Source organism: Pseudomonas brassicacearum subsp. neoaurantiaca, assembly GCF_013608025.1.
Taxonomy (GTDB): Bacteria; Pseudomonadota; Gammaproteobacteria; order Pseudomonadales; family Pseudomonadaceae; genus Aquipseudomonas.
The window spans coordinates 140,867-165,461 of the sequence record NZ_VDLV01000037.1; the positions used below are offsets into that span (position 1 = coordinate 140,867).

The 24,595-nt window shown below is 62.7% G+C and carries 20 protein-coding genes; 7 read left to right on the plus strand and 13 right to left on the minus strand.

Annotated elements, in window-relative coordinates:
• Positions 1 to 119: 119 nt before the first annotated feature.
• Positions 120 to 347 (minus strand): DUF3079 domain-containing protein, encoded by a 228-nt coding sequence (locus FHK92_RS20100; protein WP_181289596.1) that lies wholly within the window; start codon positions 345 to 347, stop codon positions 120 to 122.
• A 181-nt stretch (positions 348 to 528) separates the two neighbouring features.
• On the opposite strand from FHK92_RS20100, the gene FHK92_RS20105 reads away from it, so the two are divergent.
• Genes FHK92_RS20105 through FHK92_RS20120 form a run of 4 tightly spaced genes read left to right on the plus strand, consistent with a single transcriptional unit; the run spans position 529 to position 3,619 of the window.
• A complete protein-coding gene (locus FHK92_RS20105) occupies positions 529 to 1,059 on the plus strand; it encodes an iron transporter (RefSeq protein ID WP_181289597.1) in 531 nt (176 codons plus the stop codon).
• A gap of 2 nt (positions 1,060 to 1,061) precedes the next feature.
• Positions 1,062 to 1,391 carry a cupredoxin domain-containing protein gene (locus tag FHK92_RS20110; RefSeq protein ID WP_181289598.1) on the plus strand — a complete coding sequence of 110 codons (330 nt, stop codon included), beginning with the start codon at positions 1,062 to 1,064 and terminating at the stop codon, positions 1,389 to 1,391.
• An 18-nt stretch (positions 1,392 to 1,409) separates the two neighbouring features.
• Positions 1,410 to 2,264: an FTR1 family iron permease gene (locus FHK92_RS20115; RefSeq protein ID WP_181289599.1), complete on the plus strand. Its 855-nt coding sequence runs from the start codon at positions 1,410 to 1,412 to the stop codon at positions 2,262 to 2,264.
• Entirely contained in the window at positions 2,252 to 3,619 is a 1,368-nt protein-coding gene (locus FHK92_RS20120) for a 4Fe-4S binding protein (RefSeq protein ID WP_181289600.1), read from the plus strand. Before FHK92_RS20115 ends, FHK92_RS20120 begins: the two co-directional genes overlap by 13 nt.
• A 147-nt stretch (positions 3,620 to 3,766) precedes the next feature.
• Here the strand turns inward: FHK92_RS20120 and FHK92_RS20125 are convergent, their stop codons facing one another.
• The 12 genes from FHK92_RS20125 to FHK92_RS20180 form a co-directional block, all read right to left on the minus strand.
• The gene (locus FHK92_RS20125) at positions 3,767 to 5,386 is read right to left on the minus strand and encodes a methyl-accepting chemotaxis protein (protein WP_181289601.1); all 1,620 of its coding nucleotides are present in this window, start codon (positions 5,384 to 5,386) and stop codon (positions 3,767 to 3,769) included.
• 114 nt (positions 5,387 to 5,500) lie between these two features.
• Positions 5,501 to 6,196: an anaerobic ribonucleoside-triphosphate reductase activating protein gene (locus tag FHK92_RS20130; RefSeq protein ID WP_258232698.1), complete on the minus strand. Its 696-nt coding sequence runs from the start codon at positions 6,194 to 6,196 to the stop codon at positions 5,501 to 5,503.
• The gene (gene nrdD, locus FHK92_RS20135) at positions 6,193 to 6,354 is read right to left on the minus strand and encodes an anaerobic ribonucleoside-triphosphate reductase (protein ID WP_030137643.1); all 162 of its coding nucleotides are present in this window, start codon (positions 6,352 to 6,354) and stop codon (positions 6,193 to 6,195) included. Before nrdD ends, FHK92_RS20130 begins: the two co-directional genes overlap by 4 nt.
• A gap of 32 nt (positions 6,355 to 6,386) precedes the next feature.
• On the minus strand, positions 6,387 to 8,402 hold the full coding sequence (locus FHK92_RS20140; RefSeq protein WP_181289602.1) for a ribonucleoside triphosphate reductase: 2,016 nt from the start codon (positions 8,400 to 8,402) through the stop codon (positions 6,387 to 6,389).
• Positions 8,403 to 8,696: 294 nt separating this feature from the next.
• The gene (gene moaA, locus FHK92_RS20145) at positions 8,697 to 9,689 is read right to left on the minus strand and encodes a GTP 3',8-cyclase MoaA (protein ID WP_181289603.1); all 993 of its coding nucleotides are present in this window, start codon (positions 9,687 to 9,689) and stop codon (positions 8,697 to 8,699) included.
• Positions 9,690 to 9,714: 25 nt separating this feature from the next.
• Positions 9,715 to 10,668, minus strand: coding sequence for a peptidylprolyl isomerase (locus FHK92_RS20150; protein WP_181289604.1), 954 nt, complete (start codon positions 10,666 to 10,668; stop codon positions 9,715 to 9,717).
• A gap of 10 nt (positions 10,669 to 10,678) precedes the next feature.
• Entirely contained in the window at positions 10,679 to 11,359 is a 681-nt protein-coding gene (gene narI, locus FHK92_RS20155) for a respiratory nitrate reductase subunit gamma (protein WP_181289605.1), read from the minus strand.
• A complete protein-coding gene (narJ, locus tag FHK92_RS20160; RefSeq protein WP_181289606.1) occupies positions 11,352 to 12,107 on the minus strand; it encodes a nitrate reductase molybdenum cofactor assembly chaperone in 756 nt (251 codons plus the stop codon). The genes narI and narJ overlap by 8 nt, the downstream gene beginning before the upstream one ends.
• A 2-nt stretch (positions 12,108 to 12,109) precedes the next feature.
• Positions 12,110 to 13,648: a nitrate reductase subunit beta gene (gene narH / locus FHK92_RS20165; protein ID WP_181289607.1), complete on the minus strand. Its 1,539-nt coding sequence runs from the start codon at positions 13,646 to 13,648 to the stop codon at positions 12,110 to 12,112.
• 1 nt (position 13,649) lies between these two features.
• Positions 13,650 to 17,423: a nitrate reductase subunit alpha gene (locus FHK92_RS20170; RefSeq protein ID WP_181289608.1), complete on the minus strand. Its 3,774-nt coding sequence runs from the start codon at positions 17,421 to 17,423 to the stop codon at positions 13,650 to 13,652.
• A gap of 63 nt (positions 17,424 to 17,486) precedes the next feature.
• Positions 17,487 to 18,884 (minus strand): NarK family nitrate/nitrite MFS transporter, encoded by a 1,398-nt coding sequence (locus FHK92_RS20175; protein ID WP_181289609.1) that lies wholly within the window; start codon positions 18,882 to 18,884, stop codon positions 17,487 to 17,489.
• A complete protein-coding gene (locus FHK92_RS20180) occupies positions 18,862 to 20,163 on the minus strand; it encodes an MFS transporter (protein ID WP_219916115.1) in 1,302 nt (433 codons plus the stop codon). Before FHK92_RS20180 ends, FHK92_RS20175 begins: the two co-directional genes overlap by 23 nt.
• 309 nt (positions 20,164 to 20,472) lie before the next feature.
• Between FHK92_RS20180 and FHK92_RS20185 the strand changes: the two genes are divergently transcribed.
• The 3 genes from FHK92_RS20185 to FHK92_RS20195 all read left to right on the plus strand — a co-directional run bounded on the left by FHK92_RS20185 (position 20,473) and on the right by FHK92_RS20195 (position 23,859).
• On the plus strand, positions 20,473 to 22,272 hold the full coding sequence (locus FHK92_RS20185) for a HAMP domain-containing protein (RefSeq protein ID WP_181289611.1): 1,800 nt from the start codon (positions 20,473 to 20,475) through the stop codon (positions 22,270 to 22,272).
• Complete coding sequence (gene narL / locus FHK92_RS20190; RefSeq protein WP_181289612.1) at positions 22,269 to 22,916, plus strand: two-component system response regulator NarL; 648 nt, start codon at positions 22,269 to 22,271, stop codon at positions 22,914 to 22,916. The genes FHK92_RS20185 and narL overlap by 4 nt, the downstream gene beginning before the upstream one ends.
• A 265-nt stretch (positions 22,917 to 23,181) precedes the next feature.
• Entirely contained in the window at positions 23,182 to 23,859 is a 678-nt protein-coding gene (locus FHK92_RS20195) for a Crp/Fnr family transcriptional regulator (protein ID WP_181289613.1), read from the plus strand.
• The last annotated feature ends 736 nt before the right edge of the window (positions 23,860 to 24,595 follow it).

Below are 24,595 nucleotides of genomic sequence, written 5' to 3' on the forward strand. Positions count from 1 at the left end.
TGAAGTTTGTGGGTTCTAATGTGGCGAGGGGATTTATCCCCGCTCGGTTGCGCAGCGACCGCAATATCTTGGGGCCGCTGCGCAGCCCAGCGGGGATAAATCCCCTCGCCACGGGTTATTCATTCTTTCAGATGATTAGCGGTTTCTTCCACGGTCTTGTCCGTCACATCCAGAACCTCTATCCCCCAATCCCCATGCAGGTACCAGTCCTCGCCGATCATCTCCGCCGGGTGCATCGTGCGGTCGGCGCCGTTGCCGCAGGCCAGCGCGGTCGTAGCGCAGTAACGATCACACCCCCAACAAATGCGCTCGGGATGTTTGGGACTGATGGGAAAGGGCTTTGCCATGACGACCCCGCATGTCGGATGGATATGCCCCACCCTACCCTGGCACTGCGCGACGTCCCTTGACTCCGGTCAAGAACAGCGATCCGGGCAGAATTCACACTGAAAATTGACAAGAATCATTATTATTCGCAGCGAAGCTTCCTAGACTCGGCGCCATCACTTAGCCAACCAGGAAGTCATCATGCGCACGCTCACTCCCCTGTCTCTCGCCCTGTTGTGTCTCGCGCCGCTGGCCCAGGCCAAGGAATACCCGATCGGCGAACCGCAACTGTGCCCCGGGCTTGAAGTCGGCGCGGTGTACCTGCAACCGATCGAAATGGCCCCCGCCGGCATGATGCGCGCCACCGCCGATTCGGATGTGCACCTGGAGGCTGACATCCGTGCCACGGCGGACAACCAGCAGGGCTTCCAGGAAGGCAGTTTCGTGCCCTATCTCAACGTCTCGTTCCAGCTGAAAAAACAAGGCAACGACACCGAACTCAAAGGCGATTTCCACGCCATGGTTGCCAATGACGGGCCGCACTACGGCGACAACGTGAAGCTCCTCGGCCCCGGCAAATACCAACTGACCTTCACCGTCCTGCCGCCGGCTGGCCACGCATCCCTCGGCCGTCACACCGACAAGGAAACCGGCGTGGCGCCGTGGTTCGAGCGCTGCGAACTGCGTTACGAATTCGTCTACGCCGGGATCGGAAAAAAAGGCGGTTACTGAAGATGAGTTGCCGATTCATCTGGCTGATGCTGGTCGGTCTGTCGCTGCCATCGATTGCCAAGGCCGAACTGCTCACCTACGAGCTGAGCATGCGCGACGGGCAGTTCACCCCGCCGCTGCTTGAAGTGCCGGCCGGCCAGCGTTTCAAGATCGTGCTGAAGAACATCGGCCAAGGCCCGGCGGAATTCGAAAGCACGCCGCTGCGGGTCGAAAAGGTCCTGTCCCCCGGCGTGACCAGCTTCGTGGTGATCCACCCGCTGCGCCCCGGCCGTTACCCGTTCTTCGATGAATTCAACCCGCAGTTACCCGAGGGCAGCATTCTCGCCCGATAATCCTCAGGAGAGGTTCGAATGACGCAATCGATGTTCATTGTCTGGCGCGAAAGCGTCGAGGCCTTGCTGGTGATCGGCATTCTCCAGGCCTGGGTGAGTCGCCAGCAGCAGGCCGACCGACTGCTGCGCTACGTTTGGAGTGGCGCGGCCCTCGGCCTGTTGCTGTCGGGCGTGCTGGCCGGTTTGATCCTGTTGGCCGGCGAAGCCATGAGCGGCGCCGCCAACGAGTGGTTCCAGGCGTCGTTGGCGCTGGTCGCCAGTCTGCTGATCGTGCAGATGGTCGGCTGGATGCATCGCAACGCCGGCACGCTCAAGCATGACCTCACGCGTCAGGCCGATCAACGCCTGGGGCGCCAGGGGGGGATGGGGCTGCTGGTGCTGGCGTTGCTTGCCGTCAGCCGCGAAGGCAGCGAAACCGTGGTCTTTCTCTACGGCGCCGGCGCCCGGCTGGAAGGTCCGTCACTGGGGTTGTTCGCGGTCGGCGCGGTGGCCGGATTGGTCTTATCGCTGCTGACCGTTTCCCTGCTCCACGGCAGCCGCCGATTCATCTCGTGGCCGCGCTTCTTCGCCATCAGCGAAGCGATCCTGCTGCTGTTGGGCTCGGCGCTCCTGGTCAGCGGTGTCGAGCGGATCGGCGGGCAACTGTTGGCGATGGATTGGCCGGAGGCGGTGTATCGCGCCATCGGCGATGCGCTGTGGGACAGCAGCGCTGTGCTGGACGACGGCCATGGCTTGGGCGCTTTTCTCGCCGACTTCACCGGTTACCGCGCTAGCCCCAGCCTGCTGACGTTGCTGGTGTGGCTCGGTTATTGGCTGGCCGTCGCCGGATGGCTGCGTCCACGCAAAGCGGAAAACCTGCCATGCCCGACCTGAACCCGGCGCTCCAGCGTCTCGGCGACGGCATGCGCCGCCATGGCGCGACCATCCGCGCCGTGCAATGGGCGGTGGTGCTGTTCTACGCCGTGCTATTGGTGCTCCCGGCGATGCTGCCGTTGCCGGACAGCCAGGCGCATCTCCTGGACAACCTGACGCTGCTGGCGCAGTTCCTGTTCTGGGGAGTCTGGTGGCCGTTCGTGTTGCTGTCTATCGTCTTGTTCGGCCGGCTCTGGTGCGGCGTGCTGTGTCCCGAAGGCGCCCTGAGCGAATGGGCCAGCCGATACGGCCGTGGCCTCGGCGTGCCACGGGGATTGCGCTGGGCCGGTTGGCCGACCCTGGCGTTCTGCCTGACCACGCTCTACGGCCAGTTGATCAGCGTCTACGACTATGCCCAGGCAGCGCTGCTAATCCTCGGTGGCTCGACCGTCGCGGCAATCACCGTGGGGTTGCTGTTCGCCCGTGGCAAACGGGTGTGGTGCCGTTACCTGTGCCCCGTCAGCGGCGTCTTCGCCCTGCTCGCCCGCCTCGCCCCCGTGCATTTCCACGTGGATGAAAAACGCTGGCAGGAGAACCCGGCACCCCGCCGCCCGCCGCCCAATTGCGCGCCCTTGCTTGACATCCGCCGGATGCGCGGCGCCGCCGATTGCCACGCTTGTGGTCGTTGCAGCGGCCAGCGCGACGCGGTGCGGCTGATCGCCCGCTCCAGCAACCAGGAAATCCTCCAGGCCACCCCAAGCACCGTCTCGCCCTGGGACGTACGCTTGCTGCTCTTCGGGGTCATTGGCCTGGCGATGGGCGCGTTCCAGTGGACCGTCAGCCCTTGGTTCATTGCCCTCAAGCAGGCACTCGCCCAGTGGCTGGTATCGTGCGATGTGACCTGGCCGTTGATGGACAACGCGCCGTGGTGGCTGCTGACCCACTATCCGCAGCTCAACGACAGCTTCAGTTGGCTGGATGGTTTTTGCATCGTGGCTTATATAGGGATGAGTGCGCTGCTGGTGGGTACTTCGTTGATGCTGCTGATGCGCCTGGCGGCCCGGCTTGCAGGTGATGCCGCACAATATTGGCCCTTGGCCATCACCTTGGTGCCCCTCGGCGGTGCAGGGCTGTTCCTGGGCTTGTCGGCCACCACGGTGAAGCTGTTGCGCTACGAAGGATTGTTGCTGGAATGGGTGCAGCCAGCCCGGGCGATGCAGCTGCTCGCGGCCATCGGCTGGAGCTTGCTGCTGGGCTGGAAAGTGCTCGGCCGCGACGGCGCCGTGCCTATCCAGCGGCTGCCCGCCATGGCCTGCCTGGTCCTGGCGAGCGGCTTGGTGGGCTATGGCTGGTGGTTGCAGTTCTGGGGGTGGTGATCCCCAAAACTCCAGGCACCCCCAGCCCTTGTGGGAGCGAGCTTGCTCGCGATGGCGGCGTGTCAAATTGCATTGATGTGACCGACATACCGCTTTCGCGAGCGAGCTCGCTCCCACAAAAGCCTGCTTAGTCAAACTGGCAAGGCATCAAACCTTGAACCGCGCCACCGTCTGATGCAGCGACCCGGCCATCTGCGCCAGGTCCTGGCCGGCGGTGTCGGTATGCCGGGCTCCGAGCAATACCTGTTCGGACAGATTGCGGATGCCCATCAGGTTGCGGTCCACCTCGCGGGCCACCAGCGCCTGTTGTTCCGTGGCGCTGGCGATCATCAGGTTGCGCTCGTTGATCTGCGAGATCGAACGGGCGATTTCATCCAGTGCCTCGCCCGAGCGCTGGGCCACTTGCAGCGTGGTCCGCACCCGCTCGCTGTTGCCTTGCATGGCGCTGACGGCCTGCTCGCTGTCCTGGCGGATGTTGCCGATCATGTCTTCGATTTCCCGGGTCGAGTCCTGGGTGCGATGGGCCAAGGCCCGCACCTCGTCGGCCACCACCGCGAACCCGCGCCCGGCATCCCCGGCCCGGGCCGCTTCGATGGCCGCGTTCAGCGCCAGCAGATTGGTCTGCTCGGCAATGCCACGGATCACATCCAACACCGAGCTGATGTCCTGGACACGCCCCGCCAGTTGCTGGATTCGCCCCGAAGTGTCGCTCACGCCGTCGGCCAAGGCATGGATCGACGCCACGGTTTCCTGGACCTGCTTACGGCCGCGCTGGGCGGTCTGCTCGGAGAGCCGCGAGGCTTCGCTGGTGCTCACGGCGTTGCGCGCCACCTCATCCACCGCGGCGGTCATCTGGTTCACCGCCGCCGCGGCCTGTTCGATTTCCTGGCCTTGCAACTGCAAGGTGCTGTTGGTCTGGCTGCTCACCGCGCTCAACTCCTCGGACGAACTGGCGACCCGATCCACCGACGCCGCAATCTGCCGGACCATCGTATTCAGGCTCTGCTGCATGTCGTGCATGCTGCCCATGACGCTGTCGTTCGCCCCGACGCCCACCGGCACACGGATCGTCAGGTCACCCCGGGCGATGTGGCTCAACACCCGCGCCGCGTCGTTGGGCTCGCCGCCCAGCGGACGGGTCACGCTGCGGGTCACCAGCAGCGCGACGGTGCTCACCACGGCCAGGCAGGCCAGCACCAACGCGAGCATGTTGCGTCGAGCCTCGCTATAGCGCGCCTGGGCCAGTTGTTCGCGTTCGACGAAAATCCTCCCTTGCAGCGCCATCATCGCTTCAAGGTTCTTGTACACCTCAAGCTCCGCCGGGATCACGCCTTGCTTGAGCTGCGTCATCGCCTCGTCCGTCGCGCCCTGGCGGATCAGCGCCTGCACCTGGACAAACGCCGCCACGTAGGCCTCGCGACGCTTCTTCAGCTCGGCGTAGACGGCCTTGCCTTCGGGTTGGTCGAACAGCGGCTCCAGCGTCGCAAAAGCCTGGGTGATGCGCTGGCGGGTGGTGTCGATGGATTGCTGGACCTGGGTATTGTTCTTGTCGATCAACAGGTCCCGGGTATTCCTGGCGTTGTCGCGCACGCCCGTGGCGATGACCATGATCGGATCGATCTTCGGCCAATCCTGCCGGACGATCTGCACCGCCTGGTCGCGCAACATCGCCAGGTCATGCAAGGCGTACAGCGCCAGGGCGATCAACGCCAAGGGCGCGATCGCAAAGCCGATCACGATACGTTGGGCAGTGGTGATTCTGGTCATGTCAAATGCTCCCTGTTCAACTACCTGCCGACTGGCAGCGCATTTGAAAACCATTGGAAAAAAGTCTGGCCCGGACATCCCGGGCCGCTGTCGATGATGAGTTCCCGCTGTCGCTCAACTGCGTAAAACGAACGAGGGGAACAACTCGCGCAGGGCGGCCCACAGCTCGGGCTGCAAGGCGTGTGCCGAAACGCTGGAAAGGTGGGGATCGAGCATGCGCGCGGTGCGTACCAGTTGCACGGCAAAACGACTGACGCCGCGCTCGCTCAGGCGGCGGGCCAGGGCCAGCAATCGGTCGGGGTCGAACAGATGCCAATGCACCGTTGTCCGGCATTCATATTCCACGCCGCTGTCCAGCAAATGGTCGAGGCTGCGCCAGTTCGCCGCGCCGCTGCCTTCGACGCGGGTCACGTCCAGGGCGTCCTCGGGCAAGGCCTTGATGTCGAAGCCGACCCAATCGGCCTGTCCGACCACTTTGGCGAAAGCCGCTGGTTTGATACCGGCGCTGTGCAGGCCGATGCGAAAACCCATCTGCCGCACCTCCTCCATGGCCGCAGCCAGGCCGTCCTGCAAGGTCGGCTCGCCGCCGCTGAACACCACGGCGTCGAGCAGATCCTGGCGACGTTGGAGGAACGCCAGCACCCGACACCAATCCACTTCCTCGCTGCCGCGCGGCGGGATCAGTTGCGGGTTATGGCAATAACGACAACGCCAGGCACACCCCTGGCAGAACAGTACGCAGGCCAGTTGGCCGGGATAATCGAGGGTGGTCAGGGGCACCATGCCCCCGACCCGTAGCACTCGACTCATGGACGCCCGGCCGCGCGTTCGGTGAAGTGTACCCGCTCGCGGTGCTCGGATTGCTTGCCCGGGTTGAAGGCCGCCACCGGGCGGTGATAGCCCATCACCCGGGTCCAGACTTCGCAACGTTGACGCTGTGCCTGTGGAATCGTTTGTACTGCGCTCATGGGTAAAGCTCCTTGCGGTCGATGGATCGGATTCAGTGAACGCTGCCCGCGTGCTGTTGTTGCAACAGCAAGGCCTCGTCGCATTTCGGGCAGAACTCGTGTTCGCCGGCCAGGTAGCCGTGCACCGGGCAGATGGAAAAGGTCGGCGTGATGGTCAGGTACGGCAGGCGGAAACGCCCCAGGGCCTTGCGCACCAGTTGCTTGCAGGCCTGGGTCGAGGAAATCTGCTCGGCCATGTACAGATGCAACACGGTGCCGCCGGTGTACTTGCACTGCAGTTCGTCTTGCAGCTCCAGGGCTTCGAACGGGTCCTCGGTAAAGCCCACCGGCAATTGCGACGAGTTGGTGTAGTACGGCGCGACCGGGCTGCCCGCCTGGAGGATGTCGGGATAGCGCTTGAGGTCTTCCTTGGCGAAGCGATAGGTGGTGCCCTCGGCGGGCGTGGCTTCTAGGTTATAGAGGTGGCCAGTTTCCTCCTGGAAGCGCAGCAATGTGGCGCGCACGTGGTCCAGCAGTTTCAGCGCGAACGCCCGGCCCTGTTCGGTGTGCAGGCCCTCCTGGTCATCGGTGAAATTGCGCAGCATTTCGTGCAGGCCGTTCACGCCGATGGTGGAGAAGTGATTGCGCAACGTGCCGAGGTAACGCTTGGTGTACGGGTACAAACCGGCGTCCATGTGGTGCTGAATGACCTTGCGCTTGACCTCCAGGCTCTCCTTCGCGAGTTCCATCAGGGTATCGATGCGTTGCAACAATCCGCTGGTGTTGCCTTTGTACAGGTAGCCCAGGCGCGCGCAGTTGATCGTCACCACGCCCAGGGAGCCGGTCTGCTCCGCCGAACCGAACAAGCCGCCACCGCGCTTGAGCAGCTCGCGCACGTCCAGTTGCAAGCGGCAGCACATCGACCGCACCTGGTTGGGTTGCATGTCCGAATTGAGGAAGTTCTGGAAATACGGCAGGCCGTAGCGGGCCGTCATTTCGAACAGGCGGTCGGCGTTTTCGCTGTCCCAGGGGAAATCATGGGTGATGTTGTAGGTCGGGATCGGGAAGGTGAATACCCTGCCCTTCGCATCGCCGGCCTGCATCACCTCGATGTAGGCGCGGTTGATCAGCTCCATTTCCGCTTGCAGGTCACCGTAGGCGAACGGCATTTCTTCGCCGCCGATCACCGGGATCTGTTCACGCAGGTCCTGCGGGCAGACCCAGTCGAAGGTCAGGTTCGTGAACGGCGTTTGCGTGCCCCAGCGCGACGGCACGTTGAGGTTGTAGATGAACTCCTGCAGCGACTGGCGGATGTCGTCGTAGCTGAGGTTGTCCTTGCGCACATAGGGTGCGAGGTAGGTGTCGAACGAACTGAACGCCTGGGCGCCGGCCCATTCGTTCTGCAAGGTGCCGAGGAAATTCACCATTTGCCCGAGGGCGCTGCTCAAGTGCTTGGGCGGCCCGGCTTCGACCCGGCCGGGTACGCCGTTCAGGCCTTCGTGCAACAACGTGCGCAGGGACCAACCGGCACAGTAGCCGGCGAGCATGTCCAAATCGTGGATATGCAGGTCCGCCTCGCGATGCGCCTCGCCGATGGCCTGGCTGTAGACTTCGTCGAGCCAGTAGTTGGCGGTGACCTTGCCCGACACGTTGAGGATCAATCCGCCAAGGGAATAACCCTGGTTGGCGTTGGCCTGCACGCGCCAGTCTTCGCGATCGAGGTATTCGTTCATCGACGTGGCGACCTCCACCAGCGTGCGGCGGTCGCGGCGCAGGCGCCCGTGTTGCTCGCGGTAGACGATGTAGGCGCGCATGGACAGGAAATACCCGGCGTCCATCAGCACCCGCTCGACGCGGTCCTGGATCTGTTCGACGTTCAACCGCGTCTGCCCTTCCAACCGTGCCAATACGGCGTTGAGCAATCCTTCGGCCTCGGCTTCGGCGTATTCACCGGTGGCCTTGCCGGCGGCGATCAACGCCTGGCGGATCTTGTCCGCGTCAAAGGCGACGACGCTGCCATCGCGCTTGTGCAAGCGGTTACAGCCTACTGAGATCAACGTGCTGTGCATTTTGGCTCCATATACTACATATAGGTATTTTTAATCTTTAATACACAATATGTAGTGGATGATACGGGTAAAGGCTAGGTTGGGAATTGATTCGCATCAAGAATCAGGAGCGACCGAAGTCGGGTTGGAAGAACTATTTGAGACCACCACAGATCCCTGTGGGAGCGAGCTTGCTCGCGATGGCGACGGCACATCAGCATCAGCGCCAACTGACCCACCGCTATCGCGAGCAAGCTCGCTCCCACAGAGATTTTTGCTGAATCCAAATTCAGCAGTCACCTGAAAGAGCAGTTCTCACCCACCGCTCATGTTCATGAACCGCACGATCTGCACTTCCCCGCCAGGGCTGAAGTCGTGCTGCAAGGGCTTGCCCTTGAGTGCCTGCTTGATCGATTGAACGATCGGCTGGTCATCCAACGGATACCGCCGCAACAAGCCCCGAAGGTCCAGGGAGTTCTCCTGCCCGAGGCACAGCAGCAAGCGCCCTTCGACGGTCATGCGCACGCGGTTGCAACTGGCGCAGAAGTTGTGGGTGTTGGGCGAGATGAAACCGATCCGTGTATCCGGGTGGCGTTCCAGACGCACATAGCGCGCCGGTCCGCCGCTGCTCTCGGCACTGTCGAGCAGGCGATGGTGGCGGGCAATTTCGGCCCGTACTTCATCGCTGGAACAGAACGACTCGCCCCGGGACCGCCCCACGTCGCCGAGGGGCATTTCTTCGATGAAACTGATGTCGATGCCCCGGTCGATGGCGTACTGCACCAACGCCGGCACCTCATCGAAGTTGCGTCCCTTCATCACGACGCAGTTGAGCTTGATCCGCTCGAACCCCGCGCCGGAGGCCGCCTCGATGCCGGCCAGCACCCGATCCAGGTCACCGTTGCGGGTAATGGCCCGGAAACGGTCGCCGTCGAGGCTGTCGAGGCTGATGTTCATGCGCTTGACGCCGGCATCCACCAGCGGCCGGGCCAAGCGGCCCAGTTGCGAGCCGTTGCTGGTCATCACCAGTTCCCGAAGGCCGGGCAACGCCGCGATGTCGCGACACAGCCCGACGATGCCCGGCCGGATCAGCGGCTCGCCGCCAGTGAGGCGAATCTTCTTCACCCCCAGGCCGACGAACAACCGCGCCAGGCGCTGCAACTCTTCCAGGGTCAGCACTTGCTGGCGCGGCAGGAAGGTCATGTTTTTCGCCATGCAATACACACAGCGAAAATCACAACGATCGGTCACCGACATCCGCAAATAATCGATCTGGCGCCCAAACCCATCCTGCAACACCGCGTTCATGCATACCTCCCGGTTGAACCGCTGCTCACTGCACCAGCGGCGAGTCGGCGCCCTGCAGATGAATGCCGCGAATATCCGCCGCGCCGATCAGGGTTTGCAGGTACTGCACCAGCGCCTTTTGCCAAACGCCCTGCTGCAACTGGGTGCGAATCGCCGTCGCCACCGCCTCGTACGGCAACGGCTGGCCGTCGATGCGCTGATCGATGCTGATAACGTGCCAGCCATAGCGACTTTCCAATGGCTTGCTCGCCAGGCCCGCCGGCAAGGCGAACAACTGGCGCTCCAGCTCCGGCACGGTCTGGCCCTTGCTGATTTGTCCCAGCGAACCGCCCTGCTCCTTGGACGGACACGCCGAATACTTCAGCGCCAACTCGGCGAAACTGCCAGGGAACTGGTCAAGCCGTTCCAGCAACAGCTCGGCCTGCACATGAGCCAGGCTGCGTGCCTCGGCATCGTCCGGCGCGCATTCGAGCAGGATGTGCCGCACCGCCAGCAACGGCGCGCTATGGAAACGCGCGCGATTGCTGTCGTAGTAACGCAGGCACGTGGCCTCGTCGCACTGCGGCACCTGCACCTCGCGCTCCAACAGTAACCGCGTCGCCGCTTCCTCTTCGTTCTCACCGGCACCGACCTGCAACGCCAGGCCCAACTCGGCGATGCGTTGCTGGAGCAATTCGCGGATCACCAAGGCACGGGCGGCCTGGTAGACCGCCTCCTCGCGGCTTTCCGCCGGATGATATTGCAGCTCCTGGGCCATCGCCTGCGGGGCGATCGACACCCCGTTGACGCTGATGATCGGCCACTCCTGCTCACTGCTGGCAATCAACTGCGGCGCTTCATCCGCAACTGCCCGCTCGGCCTGGGCCGGCTCGAACTGCACCGCCCCCACCGGCTCGATATCGACTGTCGGCGCGGTTTTAGCCGAAGAACCACAACCGCCACCGCCACTGCCGCCGCCACATCCGCATCCACTCGCCATGATCTTCTCCTCAGAACTTCTGCCGAACGATTTGATAACGACGCCCCAGGTACCAGACCGGCGCACTGACGATGTGCACCAGGCGGGTGAACGGGAACAACACGAACAAGGTCAGGCCCAACAGCACGTGAAGCTTGTAGACCAGGCCCACCGCCGCCATCGAGGTCGCGGCTTCAATCGGACGCAACAGCACGGTGTTCTGTGCCCAATCCGCCAGCATCACCATCACCGAACCGTCCATGTGGGCGGTGGACGCCACGATCGTCATCAGGCCCAGCACCAACTGCACCAGCAACACCACCAGCACCAGGATGTCCGAGGTGTTGGAGGTCGCGCGAACCCGTGGATCGGTCAGGCGACGGTTGAGCAACATCACCAAGCCGATCAGGCCCAGGACGCCGAAGAAGCCACCGGAGACCATCGCCAGCAACTGCTTGTTCTCGGTGCTCAGGAAGTGGTGATAAACCGCCGAAGGCGTCAGCAGGCCGACGAAGTGCCCGGCCAGCACGAACAGCACGCCTACATGGAACAGATTGCTGGCCACGCGCATGCCGCGCTTGTTCAGCATCTGGCTTGAACCAGCCTTCCAGGTGTACTGGGACAGATCAAAGCGTGCCCAACTGCCGATCAGGCAGATCGCCAGGGCGACATAGGGGTAGACCCCGAACAACAACAGATCCCATTTAGACATTGCCTACCTCCCCGGCAGGCGCGGCGGCCTGCCCTTCATGCTGAAAATCCACCCAGTGCAACGGCACCGCACTTTCTTCCCGGGCCCGGCCCGGCGCGCTCGGCATCGAGCTGCAACGGTCCTGCTGCTCGGCCTTCATGAAATCCACGGCCTCTTCTTCCCAGACTTTGTCCAGGGCTTCGAGGGAGTCGTCGCGAGTCTCGGCCTTGACCTGCTCAAGCATCTCGGCCACCGCCGCCTGGGGTTCGGTCCCGGCGATTTGCAACAAGGCCCGGAAACAACTGGCGTAGGCGCTTTCACGCTCCTCCAGGCGCGCCGCGAGCAAGGCCAGCAGATGCGCGACGTCGGCCAGGCCCTCGCGGGCCTCGAGGTCTTCGCGGGTGGAGAGGAATTCCAGGTACAGCGGGATGTAATCCGGCAGTTCCTTGATGCCGATGGCAAACCCGGCTTCTTCGTACTGGGCCATCATGTCGACCATGGCCTGGCCCCGGTCGCGGGACTCGCCATGGACGTGTTCGAACAACAACAGCGACAACGAGCGACCGCGGCCGAACAGCGCGCCGTAATGCTCCTGGCCGTCCATCAGGTCCTGGCCGCAGATCAACTCCAGCAGCTCGAACAACCCGGCGCGCTGGGCGGGACTGATTTCCCGCGCCTGCACGATCGCCTGTTCCAGCTCGTCGCGTCCGGCCACCAGGTTTTCGGTCGGGTAGTCGAGCAGCAACGAAATCACCTTGAGAATGCGCATGCTCATTCCTCCCACAACTGGACGGTTTTGATCACGTCACGGCGGTTGGCCTTCTTGCCACCGAACATGTTGGTGTCCGAGCTGCCACTGCAACCGCTGCCGAAGCTGAAGCCACAGCCGGAACGCTCGGCAAATGCGTCGCTCATCGCGTCTTCGCGGTGGGCGCTTGGCACAACGAAACGGTCTTCGTAGTTGGCAATCGCCAGGTAGCGGTACATCTCTTCCACCTGGTTCACGCTCAGGCCGACGTCGGCGAGCACTTGCAAGTCTTGTATGCCATCCACCTGTTCCGAACGCTTGTAGGCGCGCATCGCCAACAGACGCTTGAGGGCATGCTTGACCGGTTTCTCATCGCCGGCAGTGAGCATGTTCGCCAGGTAGCGCAACGGGATGCGCAGGCTGTCGACGTCCGGAATCACGCCGTTCATGCCCACGGTGCCGGCGGCGGCAGCGTTCTGGATCGGCGACAGCGGCGGCACGTACCAGACCATCGGCAAGGTGCGGTATTCAGGGTGCAATGGCAGCGCGAGTTTCCAATCCACGGCCATCTTGTAGACCGGCGAGCGCTGCGCCGAATCGATCACCGACTGCGGCACGCCATCGGCCAGGGCCTGGCGAATTACCGCCGGGTCGTTCGGGTCGAGGAAGATCTCCAGTTGTTTCTCGTACAGGTCCTGCTCATTGGCTGTGCTTGCCACCTCGCTGATGCGGTCGGCGTCATACAGCAGCACGCCGAGGTAACGGATCCGGCCCACGCAGGTCTCGGCGCAAACGGTCGGCATCCCGGCTTCGATGCGCGGGTAGCAGAAGATGCATTTTTCCGACTTGCCGCTCTTCCAGTTGAAGTAGATTTTCTTGTACGGGCAGCCGCTGATGCACATGCGCCAGCCGCGGCACTTCTCCTGGTCAATCAGGACGATGCCGTCCTCCTCGCGCTTGTAGATCGCCCCGCTCGGGCACGACGCCGCGCACGCCGGGTTCAGGCAGTGCTCGCACAGGCGCGGCAGGTACATCATGAAGGTGTTTTCGTACTCGCCGTAGATGTCCGCCTGGATCTTGTCGAAGTTCTTGTCCTTGCGCCGCTTGGCGAATTCGGTGCCGAGGATTTCTTCCCAGTTCGGGCCCCACTCGATTTTCTCCATGCGCTTGCCGGACACCACCGAGCGTGGCCGCGCAGTGGGCTGGTGCTCGCCCAGCGGGGCGGTGTGCAGGTGCTGGTAGTCGAAGTCGAACGGTTCGTAGTAGTCGTCCAGGCTCGGCAGGTCCGGGTTGGCGAAGATGTTTGCCAACACGCGGAACTTGCCGCCGATGCGCGGGTTGATCGAACCGTCAGCGTTGCGGATCCAGCCGCCTTTCCACTTGTCCTGGTTTTCCCACTCCTTGGGATAGCCGATGCCAGGCTTGGATTCGACGTTGTTGAACCAGGCGTATTCCATGCCCTCGCGGCTGGTCCAGACGTTCTTGCAGGTAATCGAGCAGGTGTGGCAGCCGATGCATTTGTCCAGGTTCAGGACCATGCCGATTTGTGAGCGAATCTTCATCTCAGTTCTCCTCGATATCAGTCGGCAGTGGACGCGGCAGATCATCGCCACTGGAACCGTCGAGCCAATCGACCTTGACCATCTTGCGCACCACGACGAATTCGTCGCGGTTGCAACCGACCGTGCCGTAATAGTTGAAGCCGTAGGCCTGTTGGGCGTAGCCGCCAATCATGTGGGTCGGCTTGAGCACCACGCGGGTCACCGAGTTGTGGTGGCCGCCGCGGGTCTTGGTGGTTTCCGAACCCGGCACGTTCACGATCCGCTCCTGGGCGTGGTACATCATCACCATGCCTTCCTTGACCCGCTGGCTGACCACCGCCCGGGCGGTCAGCGCGCCGTTGGCGTTGAAGCATTCGATCCAGTCGTTGTCCTCGATCCCGGCGTGCTGGGCGTCGATTTCCGAGAGCCAGACAATCGGTCCGCCACGGCTCAAGGTCAGCATCAGCAGGTTGTCGCTGTACGTGCTGTGGATGCCCCATTTCTGGTGCGGGGTGATCCAGTTCAGGACGATCTCGGGCTGACCGTTACTGCGCTTGCCTTTCACGCCTTCGATGGTGCGGGTGTTGACCGGCGGCCGATAACTCATCAGTTGCTCGCCGAACGCCTGCATCCATGGGTGATCCTGGTAGAACTGCTGGCGCCCGGTGATGGTGCGCCATGGGATCGACTCATGGACGTTGGTGTAGCCGGCGTTGTAACTCACGTGATCGTCTTCCAGGCCGGACCAGGTCGGGCTGGAAATGATCTTGCGCGGCTGGGCCTGGATGTCACGGAAGCGAATCGCCTCGTGCTCCTTCGACACGGCCAGGTGGCTGTGGTCGATGCCGGTGAATTCCGACAGCGCCGCCCAGGCTTTCACTGCAACGTGGCCGTTGGTTTCCGGTGCGAGGGACAGGATCACTTCGGCAGCGTCGATGGCGCTGTCGATTTTTGGCCGGCCTTGGCTGATGCCCGGGTCGACTTCCTTGTGGTTAAGCTCACCGAGGAATTTCACTTCGGTGTCGGTGTTCCAGTTGATGCCCTTGCCACCGTTGCCGAGTTTTTCCAGCATCGGGCCGAGGGAGGTGAACTGCTTGTAGATGTTCGGGTAGTCGCGCTCGACTACTTGCAGGTTCGGCGCGTTCTTGCCCGGTTGCGGCGCCACGCCGGCGCTCTTCCAGTCGGTGCCGCCAAACGGCTGGGCCAGTTCGCCGACGCTGTCATGCATCAACGGCACAGTGACCAGGTCTTTCTCGACACCGAGGTGACCGACCGACATGGCCGAGAACGCCTTGGCGATGCCTTTGTAGATTTCCCAGTCCGAACGCGACTCCCACGCCGGGTCGATGGCCGCCGACAGCGGGTGAATGAACGGGTGCATGTCCGAGGTGTTCATGTCGTCTTTTTCGTACCAGGTCGCGGTCGGCAAGACGATGTCGGAATACACGCAGGTCGAGGACATGCGGAAGTCCAGGGTGGTCACCAAGTCGAGCTTGCCGATAGCGCCCTCGTCGACCCATTCAGCCTCGGTAGGCTTGCAGTCGCCGACCTGGCCGATGTCTTCGTTCATCACGCCGTTCTTGGTGCCGAGCAGGTACTTGAGCATGTACTCGTGGCCCTTGCCCGATGACCCGAGCAGGTTGGAACGCCAGATGAACATGTTGCGCGGGAAGTTCACCGGGCTGTCCGGCTGCTCGCAGGCAAAGCGCAGGGAACCGTCCTGCAGCGACTTGACCACGTAGTCCTTGGGGTCCATGCCCGCAGCGGCGGCATCGCGGCAGATGTGCAGCGGGTTGGTGTTGAGCTGCGGTGCGCTCGGCAACCAGCCGGCCCGTTCGGCGCGGATGTTGTAGTCCAGGGCGTGCTCGGGGAATTGCGATTTGTCGGCCAGGGGCGAGAGCACATCGTGCATGCTCATCTTCTCGTGGCGCCATTGCGAACTGTGCCCGTAGAAGAAGCTGGTGCCGTTCATCTGCCGTGGCGGACGGTTCCAGTCCAGGCCGAAGGCCAGGGGCAACCAGCCGCATTGCGGACGGAGTTTTTCCTGGCCGACATAGTGGGCCCAGCCGCCACCGGTCTGGCCGATGCAACCGCAGAGCATGAGCATGTTGATCAGCCCACGGTAGTTCATGTCCATGTGGTACCAGTGGTTCATCGCCGCACCGACGATGATCATCGAGCGTCCACGGGTCTTGTCGGCGTTGTCGGCGAACTCGCGGGCGATCTGGATCGCCTTCTCGCGGCTCACACCGGTGATCTGCTCCTGCCAGGCAGGGGTGCCGGGCACCGAAGCGTCGTCATAGTCCTTGGCGACGTTGGCGCCACCGAGGCCACGGTCGATCGCCAGGTTGGCCGCCGACAGGTCGAACACCGTGGCGACTTTCGCCACGCTGCCGTCGGCGAGCACCACGCTGTGCACCGGCACGCGACGGTATTGCACCGCATCGCCGGCCACGTGCTGGAAGTACTCCTGGGACTCGCCAGCGAAATACGGGAACGCCACTTCGGCGACGTCGCCGCCGATCAGGCTCAGCTTGAGGTCGATGTCGCGGCCTTCGCCGCCTTCACGGGGCAGGATGTTCCACTTGCCCTTCTCGCCCCAGCGATACCCGATGGAACCTTGAGGCGAAACCAGTTCGCCGTTGGCGTCCAGGGCGATGGTTTTCCATTCCGGGTTGTTGTCCTGGCCGAGGTTGTCGGTCAGGTCGCTGGCCCGCAGGAAACGGTCCGGCTGGTAACCCGCGCCCGGTGCCGTGCCGAGCATCGGCTTGAGCATCACCAGCACCGGCAGGTCGGTGTAGCGCTTGGCGTAGTCGGTGAAATAGGCGCTCGGCTTGTCCAGGTGGAATTCTTTGAAGATCACATGGTTGAAGGCCTGGGCCAGCGCGGCGTCGGTGCCCTGCTTGGGGTTGAGCCACAGGTCGGTGAGCTTGGCGACTTCCGAATAGTCGGGGGTGATCGCCACGGTCTTGGTGCCCTTGTAGCGCACCTCGGTGAAGAAGTGGGCGTCGGGGGTACGGGTCTGCGGGACGTTGGAGCCCCAGGCAATGATGTAGTTGGAGTTGTACCAGTCGGCCGATTCCGGCACGTCGGTCTGCTCGCCCCAGACCATCGGCGAGGCTGGCGGCAAGTCGCAATACCAGTCATAGAAGCTCAGGCACACGCCACCGATCAGCGACAGGTAGCGCGAGCCGGCGGCGTAGCTGACCATCGACATGGCCGGGATCGGCGAGAAGCCGACCACGCGGTCCGGGCCGTGTTCCTTGATGGTGTAGACGTTGGCGGCGGCGATGATCTCGTTGACTTCTTCCCAGTTGGAACGGATGAAGCCACCCATGCCGCGCTTGCTCTTGTACGAGTCGGCCTTGGCCTTGTCCTCGACGATGCTGGCCCACGCTTCCACGGGCGGCAAGGTCTGCCGGGCTTCGCGCCACAGCTTGAGCAAGGGCTTGCGGATCTTCGGGTACTTGAGCCGGTTGGCGCTGTAGATGTACCAGCTGTAGCTCGCGCCACGAGGGCAACCGCGCGGCTCGTGGTTGGGCAAGTCGTTGCGAGTGCGCGGGTAGTCGGTCTGCTGGGTTTCCCAGGTGATCAGGCCGTTCTTGACGTAGATTTTCCAAGAGCACGAACCGGTGCAGTTCACCCCGTGGGTGGAACGCACGATCTTGTCGTACTGCCAGCGCGAACGGTAGACGTTCTCCCAGTCGCGGGACTCCTTGCGGGTCTCGCCATGGCCGTCTGAAAACTCGCCTTGCTTGCGGTTGAAGAACCGCAGTTGATCCAGTAAATGACTCACAGTGTCTTCCTCTCAGGCTTGCTCCGCGGGGTCTGCGCCCCGCCCGCAATAGTTGAATTCGTCTTAGCAGGGAGTCGCCGCGCCTTTGCGGGCGTACCACCACCAGGTCACCACGATGCAGCTCAGGTAGAAGCCGACGAACATGTAGAAGGCCATCTCCGGGCCGCCGGTCAGGGCCATCGAAGTGCCGAAGGATTTGGGGATGAAGAAGGCTCCGAAGGCACCGATCGCCGAGCTGAAACCCAGCACCGCGGCCGATTCCTTGCCGGCATTCTTCAGGGCTTGCTCGCGCTGCTCGGGCTTTTTGCCGAGGGCGGCTTTCTCGTGCAGGGTGCGGAAGATCACCGGGATCATGCGGAAGGTCGAACCGTTGCCCACGCCGGTGGTGATGAACAGCAACATGAACATGCCGAGGAAGCCGTAGAAGCTGCCGCCCTCACCGCCTTTCGGCAGAAAGTGCAAGACGCCGAAGACCATCACGATCATCAACACGAAGTTCCACAAGGTGACTTTCGCGCCACCGAGCTTGTCCGCCAGCCAGCCGCCCAATGGTCGAACCAAGGCGCCTACCAGCGGGCCGAGGAAGGCGAATTTCAAAGCGATGACTTCAGGAAACGAGGTCTTGATCAGCAGCGGGAACGCGGCGGAGAAACCGATGAACGAACCGAAGGTCGCCAGGTACAACCAGCACATCAGCCAGTTGTGCTTGCGCTTGAAGATCACCGCTTGTTCGCTGAACGAAGCCCGGGCGCTGGACAGGTCGTTCATGCCGAACCAGGCAATCAGGGTCACGGCCAGGATGAACGGCACCCAGATGAAACCGGCGTTCTGCAACCACAACGAGCTGCCATCGGCCAACACTTGCGGCTGGCCGCCCATGAAGCCGAACACACCGAAGGAAATCACCAGCGGTACGCAGAACTGCATCACCGACACGCCGAGGTTGCCCAGCCCGGCATTCAGGCCCAAGGCAGTGCCCTGCTGGGATTTAGGGTAGAAGAAGCTGATGTTGGACATGCTGGAGGCGAAGTTGCCGCCGCCGAAACCGCAGAGCAATGCGATCAGCACGAACACGCTGTAGGGCGTGGACGAATCCTGTACGGCGAAGCCCATCCACAGTGCCGGTATCAACAGGGATGCGGTGCTCAGGGCGGTCCAACGACGGCCACCGAAAATTGGCACCATGAACGAATAAAAGATCCGCAACGTCGCGCCGGACAGCCCCGGCAATGCCGCCAGCCAGAACAACTGGTCGGTGCTAAAGCTGAAGCCAATGGCGTTCAAGCGCACGATCACCGTGCTCCAGACCATCCAAACGGCGAAGGCCAACAGCAGCGCCGGGATGGAAATCCACAGGTTGCGCCGGGCGGTCTGCTTGCCGCTGCGGCCCCAGAAGGCTGGGTCTTCCGGGCGCCAGTCATGAATGACCGGGCCTTTTTCAGGCGTTTGCAGAACGGACATGTTCTTCTCCTTGGGCAATGCTGGAAAACGGGGATTGGCTGGCCGGCGGTTGTTTGCCCAGCAACGGGCGCTTGCGCACCTCGCTGAGGTACATCCAGATCAACGAGACCCAGACCACGCCGTAGAGCAACATGAAGCAGGACGAGCGCACGCCGGTGAGGTCCACCAGGACGCCAAACATGATCGGCAGCACGAAGCCACCCAGGCCGCCGGCCAGGCCGACGATGCCGGACACCGCGCCCATGTTTTTCGGGTAGTCGTTGGCGATGTACTTGAAGACCGAGGCCTTGCCGAACGCGAAGGCGATGCCCATCACGAACAGCAGCACGGTGAACAGCGTGGCGTTGAGGCCGATATGGAAATCGACGATGCCGTTGACGGTCTGCACTTGCAGTTGGGTTTGCGGATAGGACAGCAGGAACAGGCAGATCCAACTCACCCAAAGTACCCACCAGGTCACGCTCTGGGCGCCCCAACGATCGGACATCCAGCCGCCGACGGCCCGCAGCACGCCGCCCGGCAGGGAGAAACACGCCGCCAGCAGCGCCGCGCTTTGCAGGCTGAAACCGTATTCCTGCACGTAGTACTTGGTCATCCACAACGCCAGGGCCACGTAGCCACCGAACACGATCGAGTAGTACTGGCAGTAGCGCCACACCGCAGGATCTTTCAGCGACTTGAGTTGCTCACGCAACGTGGCGCCGCCGGCACTGCGATGTTCTTTTTTCTCGGCAGTGAGAAACCAGAACAGCAGCGCCGTGGTGAACAGGATCGCGCTGAACACCTTCGGCACCAGGTGCCAGGTGCCCAGCGCGATCAGCGCCGGGGCGAGGAACTTGGTCACTGCGGCACCGGCGTTGCCCGCGCCAAACACGCCCATGGCAAAACCCTGGTTGTGTTTGTCGAACCACTTGGCGACGTAGGCAATGCCCACCGAGAACGAGCCGCCGGCCAGGCCGACGAACAGGCCCAGCACCAGGAACTGCCAGTAAGCCGTGGCCAGGGTGATCAAATAGAGCGGCAACACACAGGACAGCATCAGCAGGAAAAACACGATGCGTCCGCCGAAGCGGTCGGTGAGCAGGCCCAGGGGTAAGCGCACAAGCGAACCGGTGAGCACCGGCGTGGCGGCCAACAGGCCGAATTGTGTTTCGTTGAGGGCCAGCAGTTCCTTGATCGGAACGCCGAGCACGGCAAACATCATCCAGACCATGAAGCACACGGTGAAGGCCAGGGTACTCATCCCTAGTACCAGCCCTTGTTGCACTTGCGCTCGCATCACGCTGCACCCCAGTCAATTCGATGAGCGCAGACTAGTGATGCCTACCCCGCTAAAACTTGACCTGGGTCAACGAGCGCCAAGGGGGCATTGGCCTATGCTTGGCCCGTCTACCTCCAAGGAGGTAGATCCTGATATCGATAGAACCCTTTATTTATCAATGTCTTGAGCAAGTCGGCCAAGGCTTTTATGGAAACGGAACGGCCGACAACTCTTTAGAGGTAGTGCGCCCAGGATCGGCTGCAACACCCCACGACCCAGGGCGCGCTTGATGCTCGGTCTAGCGATTTTCTCCAAGAGCCAACGTCCATGATGCGTTGGCTGCGCAGCTCCCTGCCCGCTCGCGCCGGGCTGGCGGTGATCCTCATCGCCATCCTCGCGCTGGCCAGTTCCTTGAGTGCCGGGCTGATCGCCTGGTTCAGCCAGGGCGACGCGGCGGCCATCAATACCGCCGGCTCCGTGCGCATGGAGACCTACCACCTGAGCTGGAAACTCGCGGCCGGCGACGCCGATGACATCCCCGCGATTGTCGACAGCTTGCAGCAACGCCTCGACAGCCCGGCCCTGCGCGCGGTGCTGGAAGACGGGCCGGAAACCTCACTGCACAAAAGCTATCGCGACCTCATGCAGCGCTGGAACCAGACCTTGCGCCCCGCCATCGAGCGCGGCGACTCGGCCTTCTTCCAAGCCAGCGCCAGTTCTTTCGTCGAGCAACTGGACCAGTTCGTCACCCTGTTGCAGCGCCAGAGCGAACACAAGCAAGGCTGGCAACAGGCGATCCAGGGCATCGCGCTGTTCAGCACCATGATCATCCTGCTGATCGGCCTGTATGAATTGCAGTACGGCGTGGTCATGCCGCTGCAAGAACTGGTGGACGCTACCCAACGCTTTCGCCGTGGCGAGTTCCAGGTGCGGGTCAATCATCAGTCCGAGGATGAGCTGGGCCAGTTGGCGACCAGTTTCAACACCATGGCCGAGACCATCGAGGAGTCCCACCGCACCCTCGAAGCGCAGGTGCAGCAAAAGACCCTGAACCTGCAACAGGCCAACGCCGCCCTTGAATTGCTCTACCAGAGCAGCCGTAGCCTGGCGACACGCCAGGCCAACGCCGAAGGCCTGGATGAGTTGATCCGACGCTTCCAACAGCGCCTGCCGGGCCTGCGCCTGACGCTGTGCCTGCAAGGGCAACTGCAATCACCGGCCCGACACTTGCTGGCGCTACACGGTGCGGCGAGCCGCCAGGTCTGCGCCAGCAGCGATTGCGCCAGTTGCCACAAACACAACGCCGCGCGCCCGCAGGCTTTCAGCATCAGCAACCAGGGCACTGAGCTGGGTGAGCTCAAGGCGCATTTCATCGACGGCCACGCCGCACAGCCTTGGGAAACCGCGCTGATCCAGGCGCTGGCCAACCTGATCGGCACAACGCTGTCGCTCAAGCGCCAGCGCGAACAGGACCATCGCCTGCTGCTGCTCGACGAGCGCACCATCATCGCCCGGGAACTGCACGACTCCCTCGCCCAGGCCTTGTCGTACATGAAGCTGCAAGTCAGTCGCATGCAGACGTTGATGCGTCGCGGCGAACCGGTGCAGACCCTGGAGACCGTCACCCGCGAGCTGCGTGAAGGCCTCAACAACGCTTATCGTCAACTGCGCGAATTGCTGACCACGTTCCGTTTGCAGATCCGCGACGATGGGCTGGTGCAAGAACTCAAGGACACCGCCGAAGAGTTCTCCAACCGCGGCGATTTCCACGTGCACCTGTTCATTGACACCCTGGCCTTCGAGCTGTCGGCCAGCGAGCAGATCCATATCCTGCAGATCACCCGCGAAGCCCTGTCCAATTGCCTGCGCCACGCCCATGCACAAAACGCCTGGCTCGAACTGCGCCAGGAAGGCGAGACCGTGCGCCTGTCCATCGAAGACGATGGCCGGGGCTTCAGCGGCGAAGTGGACCAGCGCGAACACCACGGCCTGAACATCATGAACGAACGCGCCCGCAGCTTGCGCGGCCAACTCGACATTCACTCCCGAACGCCCCAGGGCACCCGTCTCCAGGTGCGCTTCCAACCGGAATTCCTGGGCCACCACACGGAAGGCATCGCAACATGAACGCCCCTTTGCGTCACACCCTGCTGCTGGTCGACGACCATCCGATGATGCGTCGCGGGATCCGCCAGATGCTCGAACTCGAAGACGATCTGCACATCGTCGGCGAAGCCAGCCATGGCGAAGAAGCCCTCGCGCTGATCGAACCGCTCAAGCCTGACCTGGTGCTGCTGGACAACAACATGCCGCAGATGAACGGCATCGAGACCCTGCGTCGGCTGCAGGCGATGGACTACACCGGCAAGGTCTTGCTGTTCACCGTGTCCGACGCCGAGGACGACATCCGCGACGCCCTGCGCCTCGATGCCAACGGCTACTTGCTCAAGGACATGGAGCCCGAGTTGCTGATTCAATACATCCGCGACGCCCTCAACGGCGCCCTGGTCATCAGCCCCGGCCTGACCCGCGTCATGGCCCAGGCCCTGCGCTCCCCGCCACGCCAGGCCGATGTGGAACTGACCGAACGCGAGCGCCAGGTACTGAGGACCATCGCGGGTGGCTACAGCAACAAAGTCATCGGCCACAAGCTGGGCATTACCGAAGGCACGGTGAAGGTGCATGTGAAGAACCTGCTGCACAAGCTCGGCTTGCGTTCGCGGGTCGAAGCGGCGGTGTGGGCGATGGAGCATTTGCGCGGGGCGAGCTGATCCCGGTTGAGTCGTCAACACATAACCCGTGGCGAGGGAGCTTGCTCCCGCTGGGCTGCGCAGCGGCCCCTGGTTCAGCCGCTGAGGTGGGCCAGGCCGATCGCATTCAACCTTCTTGGGGCTGCTACGCAGCCCAGCGGGAGCAAGCTCCCTCGCCACGGGTCCGCGTCAACAATCAAGCCCCATCCCTCTTCCGAGGTAGGCCTGCCGAGGCATAGGCCGGCGGGGCCTTGGGCTCTACCATGACGGCACGCGGAGGTACGCCATGCTGACCCACCCTTCCATCGTTCTACTGTTGCGTCGTCATCACCTGTTCAGCCAATTGCCGGAGCGGGTCTTCGAGGACGTATGCAACCTGGCCGTACTCAAGCGGCTGCCCTGTAACAGCACGCTCATGCACCAGGGCGATCCCGCCAAGCGGTTTTTCCTGCTGGTCAGCGGCCAGATCAAACTCTTCCGGGTCACCGGTGAGGGCCAGGAAAACCTGGTGGAAATCATCCAGCCCGGACAAACCTTCGCCGAAGCCCTGCTCTTCAGCCAGGCCCGTTGCTACCCGGTCAGCGCCTCGGCGATCAAGGACAGCGTGCTGGTGAGTATCGAGGGCACCCATTACCGCAAGGCATTGGAGGACCAGCCCAAGGTCTGCCTGGCGATCCTGGCGAGCATGAGCATTCACTTGCATCAACGGCTCAAGGACATCGACAACTTGACCTTGGCCAGTGCCAGCCGGCGGGTGATCAATTTTCTGTTGCAGGAACGTGACCCGTCTGATGGCCAGGTGGTGTTGCAGGTGTCCAAGCGGTTGGTGGCTTCCAAGCTGGGGATTCAGCCGGAGACGTTTTCGCGGATTCTTCATCGGTTGGTGGATGGGGGGTTGATTGCGATGGAGCGGCGGCAGATTCGGATCTTGTCCGAGGATGGGCTTGAGGGGTATCAGCAGTAGTCGTTGGTGTGTAAGTCCAGTTTTGCGGTAACGGCCACTTGGGTGTGTATATCCGTTTCTGCAGTAGTGGTGGATTGGTGTGTATATCCGTTTCTGCGGTAACGGCCACTTAGGGTTCCGCCCTTACGGCGGGTCACTTTCGAAAGGCGCGAAAGTAACCAAAGCGCCTCTGCCCCACCACTCGGTGCCTCGCCTAGGCTCGGCATGCCTGAACGAAGGCCTTGCTCCGTGGGCCCGCCGCGATGGGCCATCCATGGCCCTGCGCGGCTACCTCGGCATCCATGCCGAGGTGCCCACTGCGCAAGGCCTGCGTTCAGCCATCGTGGTTAACGGGGCGCCGAGATCAACGTCCGCCACGAGGCGGCCTAGTAGCCGACCTGGTTATCGAAGGATCGCGTTTCTCCTGTGGGAGCGAGCCTGCTCGCGAAGGCGGTGTGTCAGTTTGCGGTGATGTTGGGTGTACCGGCCTCTTCGCGAGCAGGCTCGCTCCCACAGGGTTTTGCGGCAAATGGGCACCGAGTGGCAACTGGAGATCCAATGTGGGAGCGAGCTTGCTCGCGATAGCAGTGTCTCAGCTAAATAAATCCTGGCTGATGCCCCACAGCTCTTGCTCTTGCTCTTGCTCTTGCTCCTGCTCTTGCTCTGCTTTTGATCTTGATCTTGGCGCCCCGTTAAACCACGCTGGCCGAACGCAGGTCTTGCGCAGTGGGCATCCCGGCATGGATGCCGGGATAGC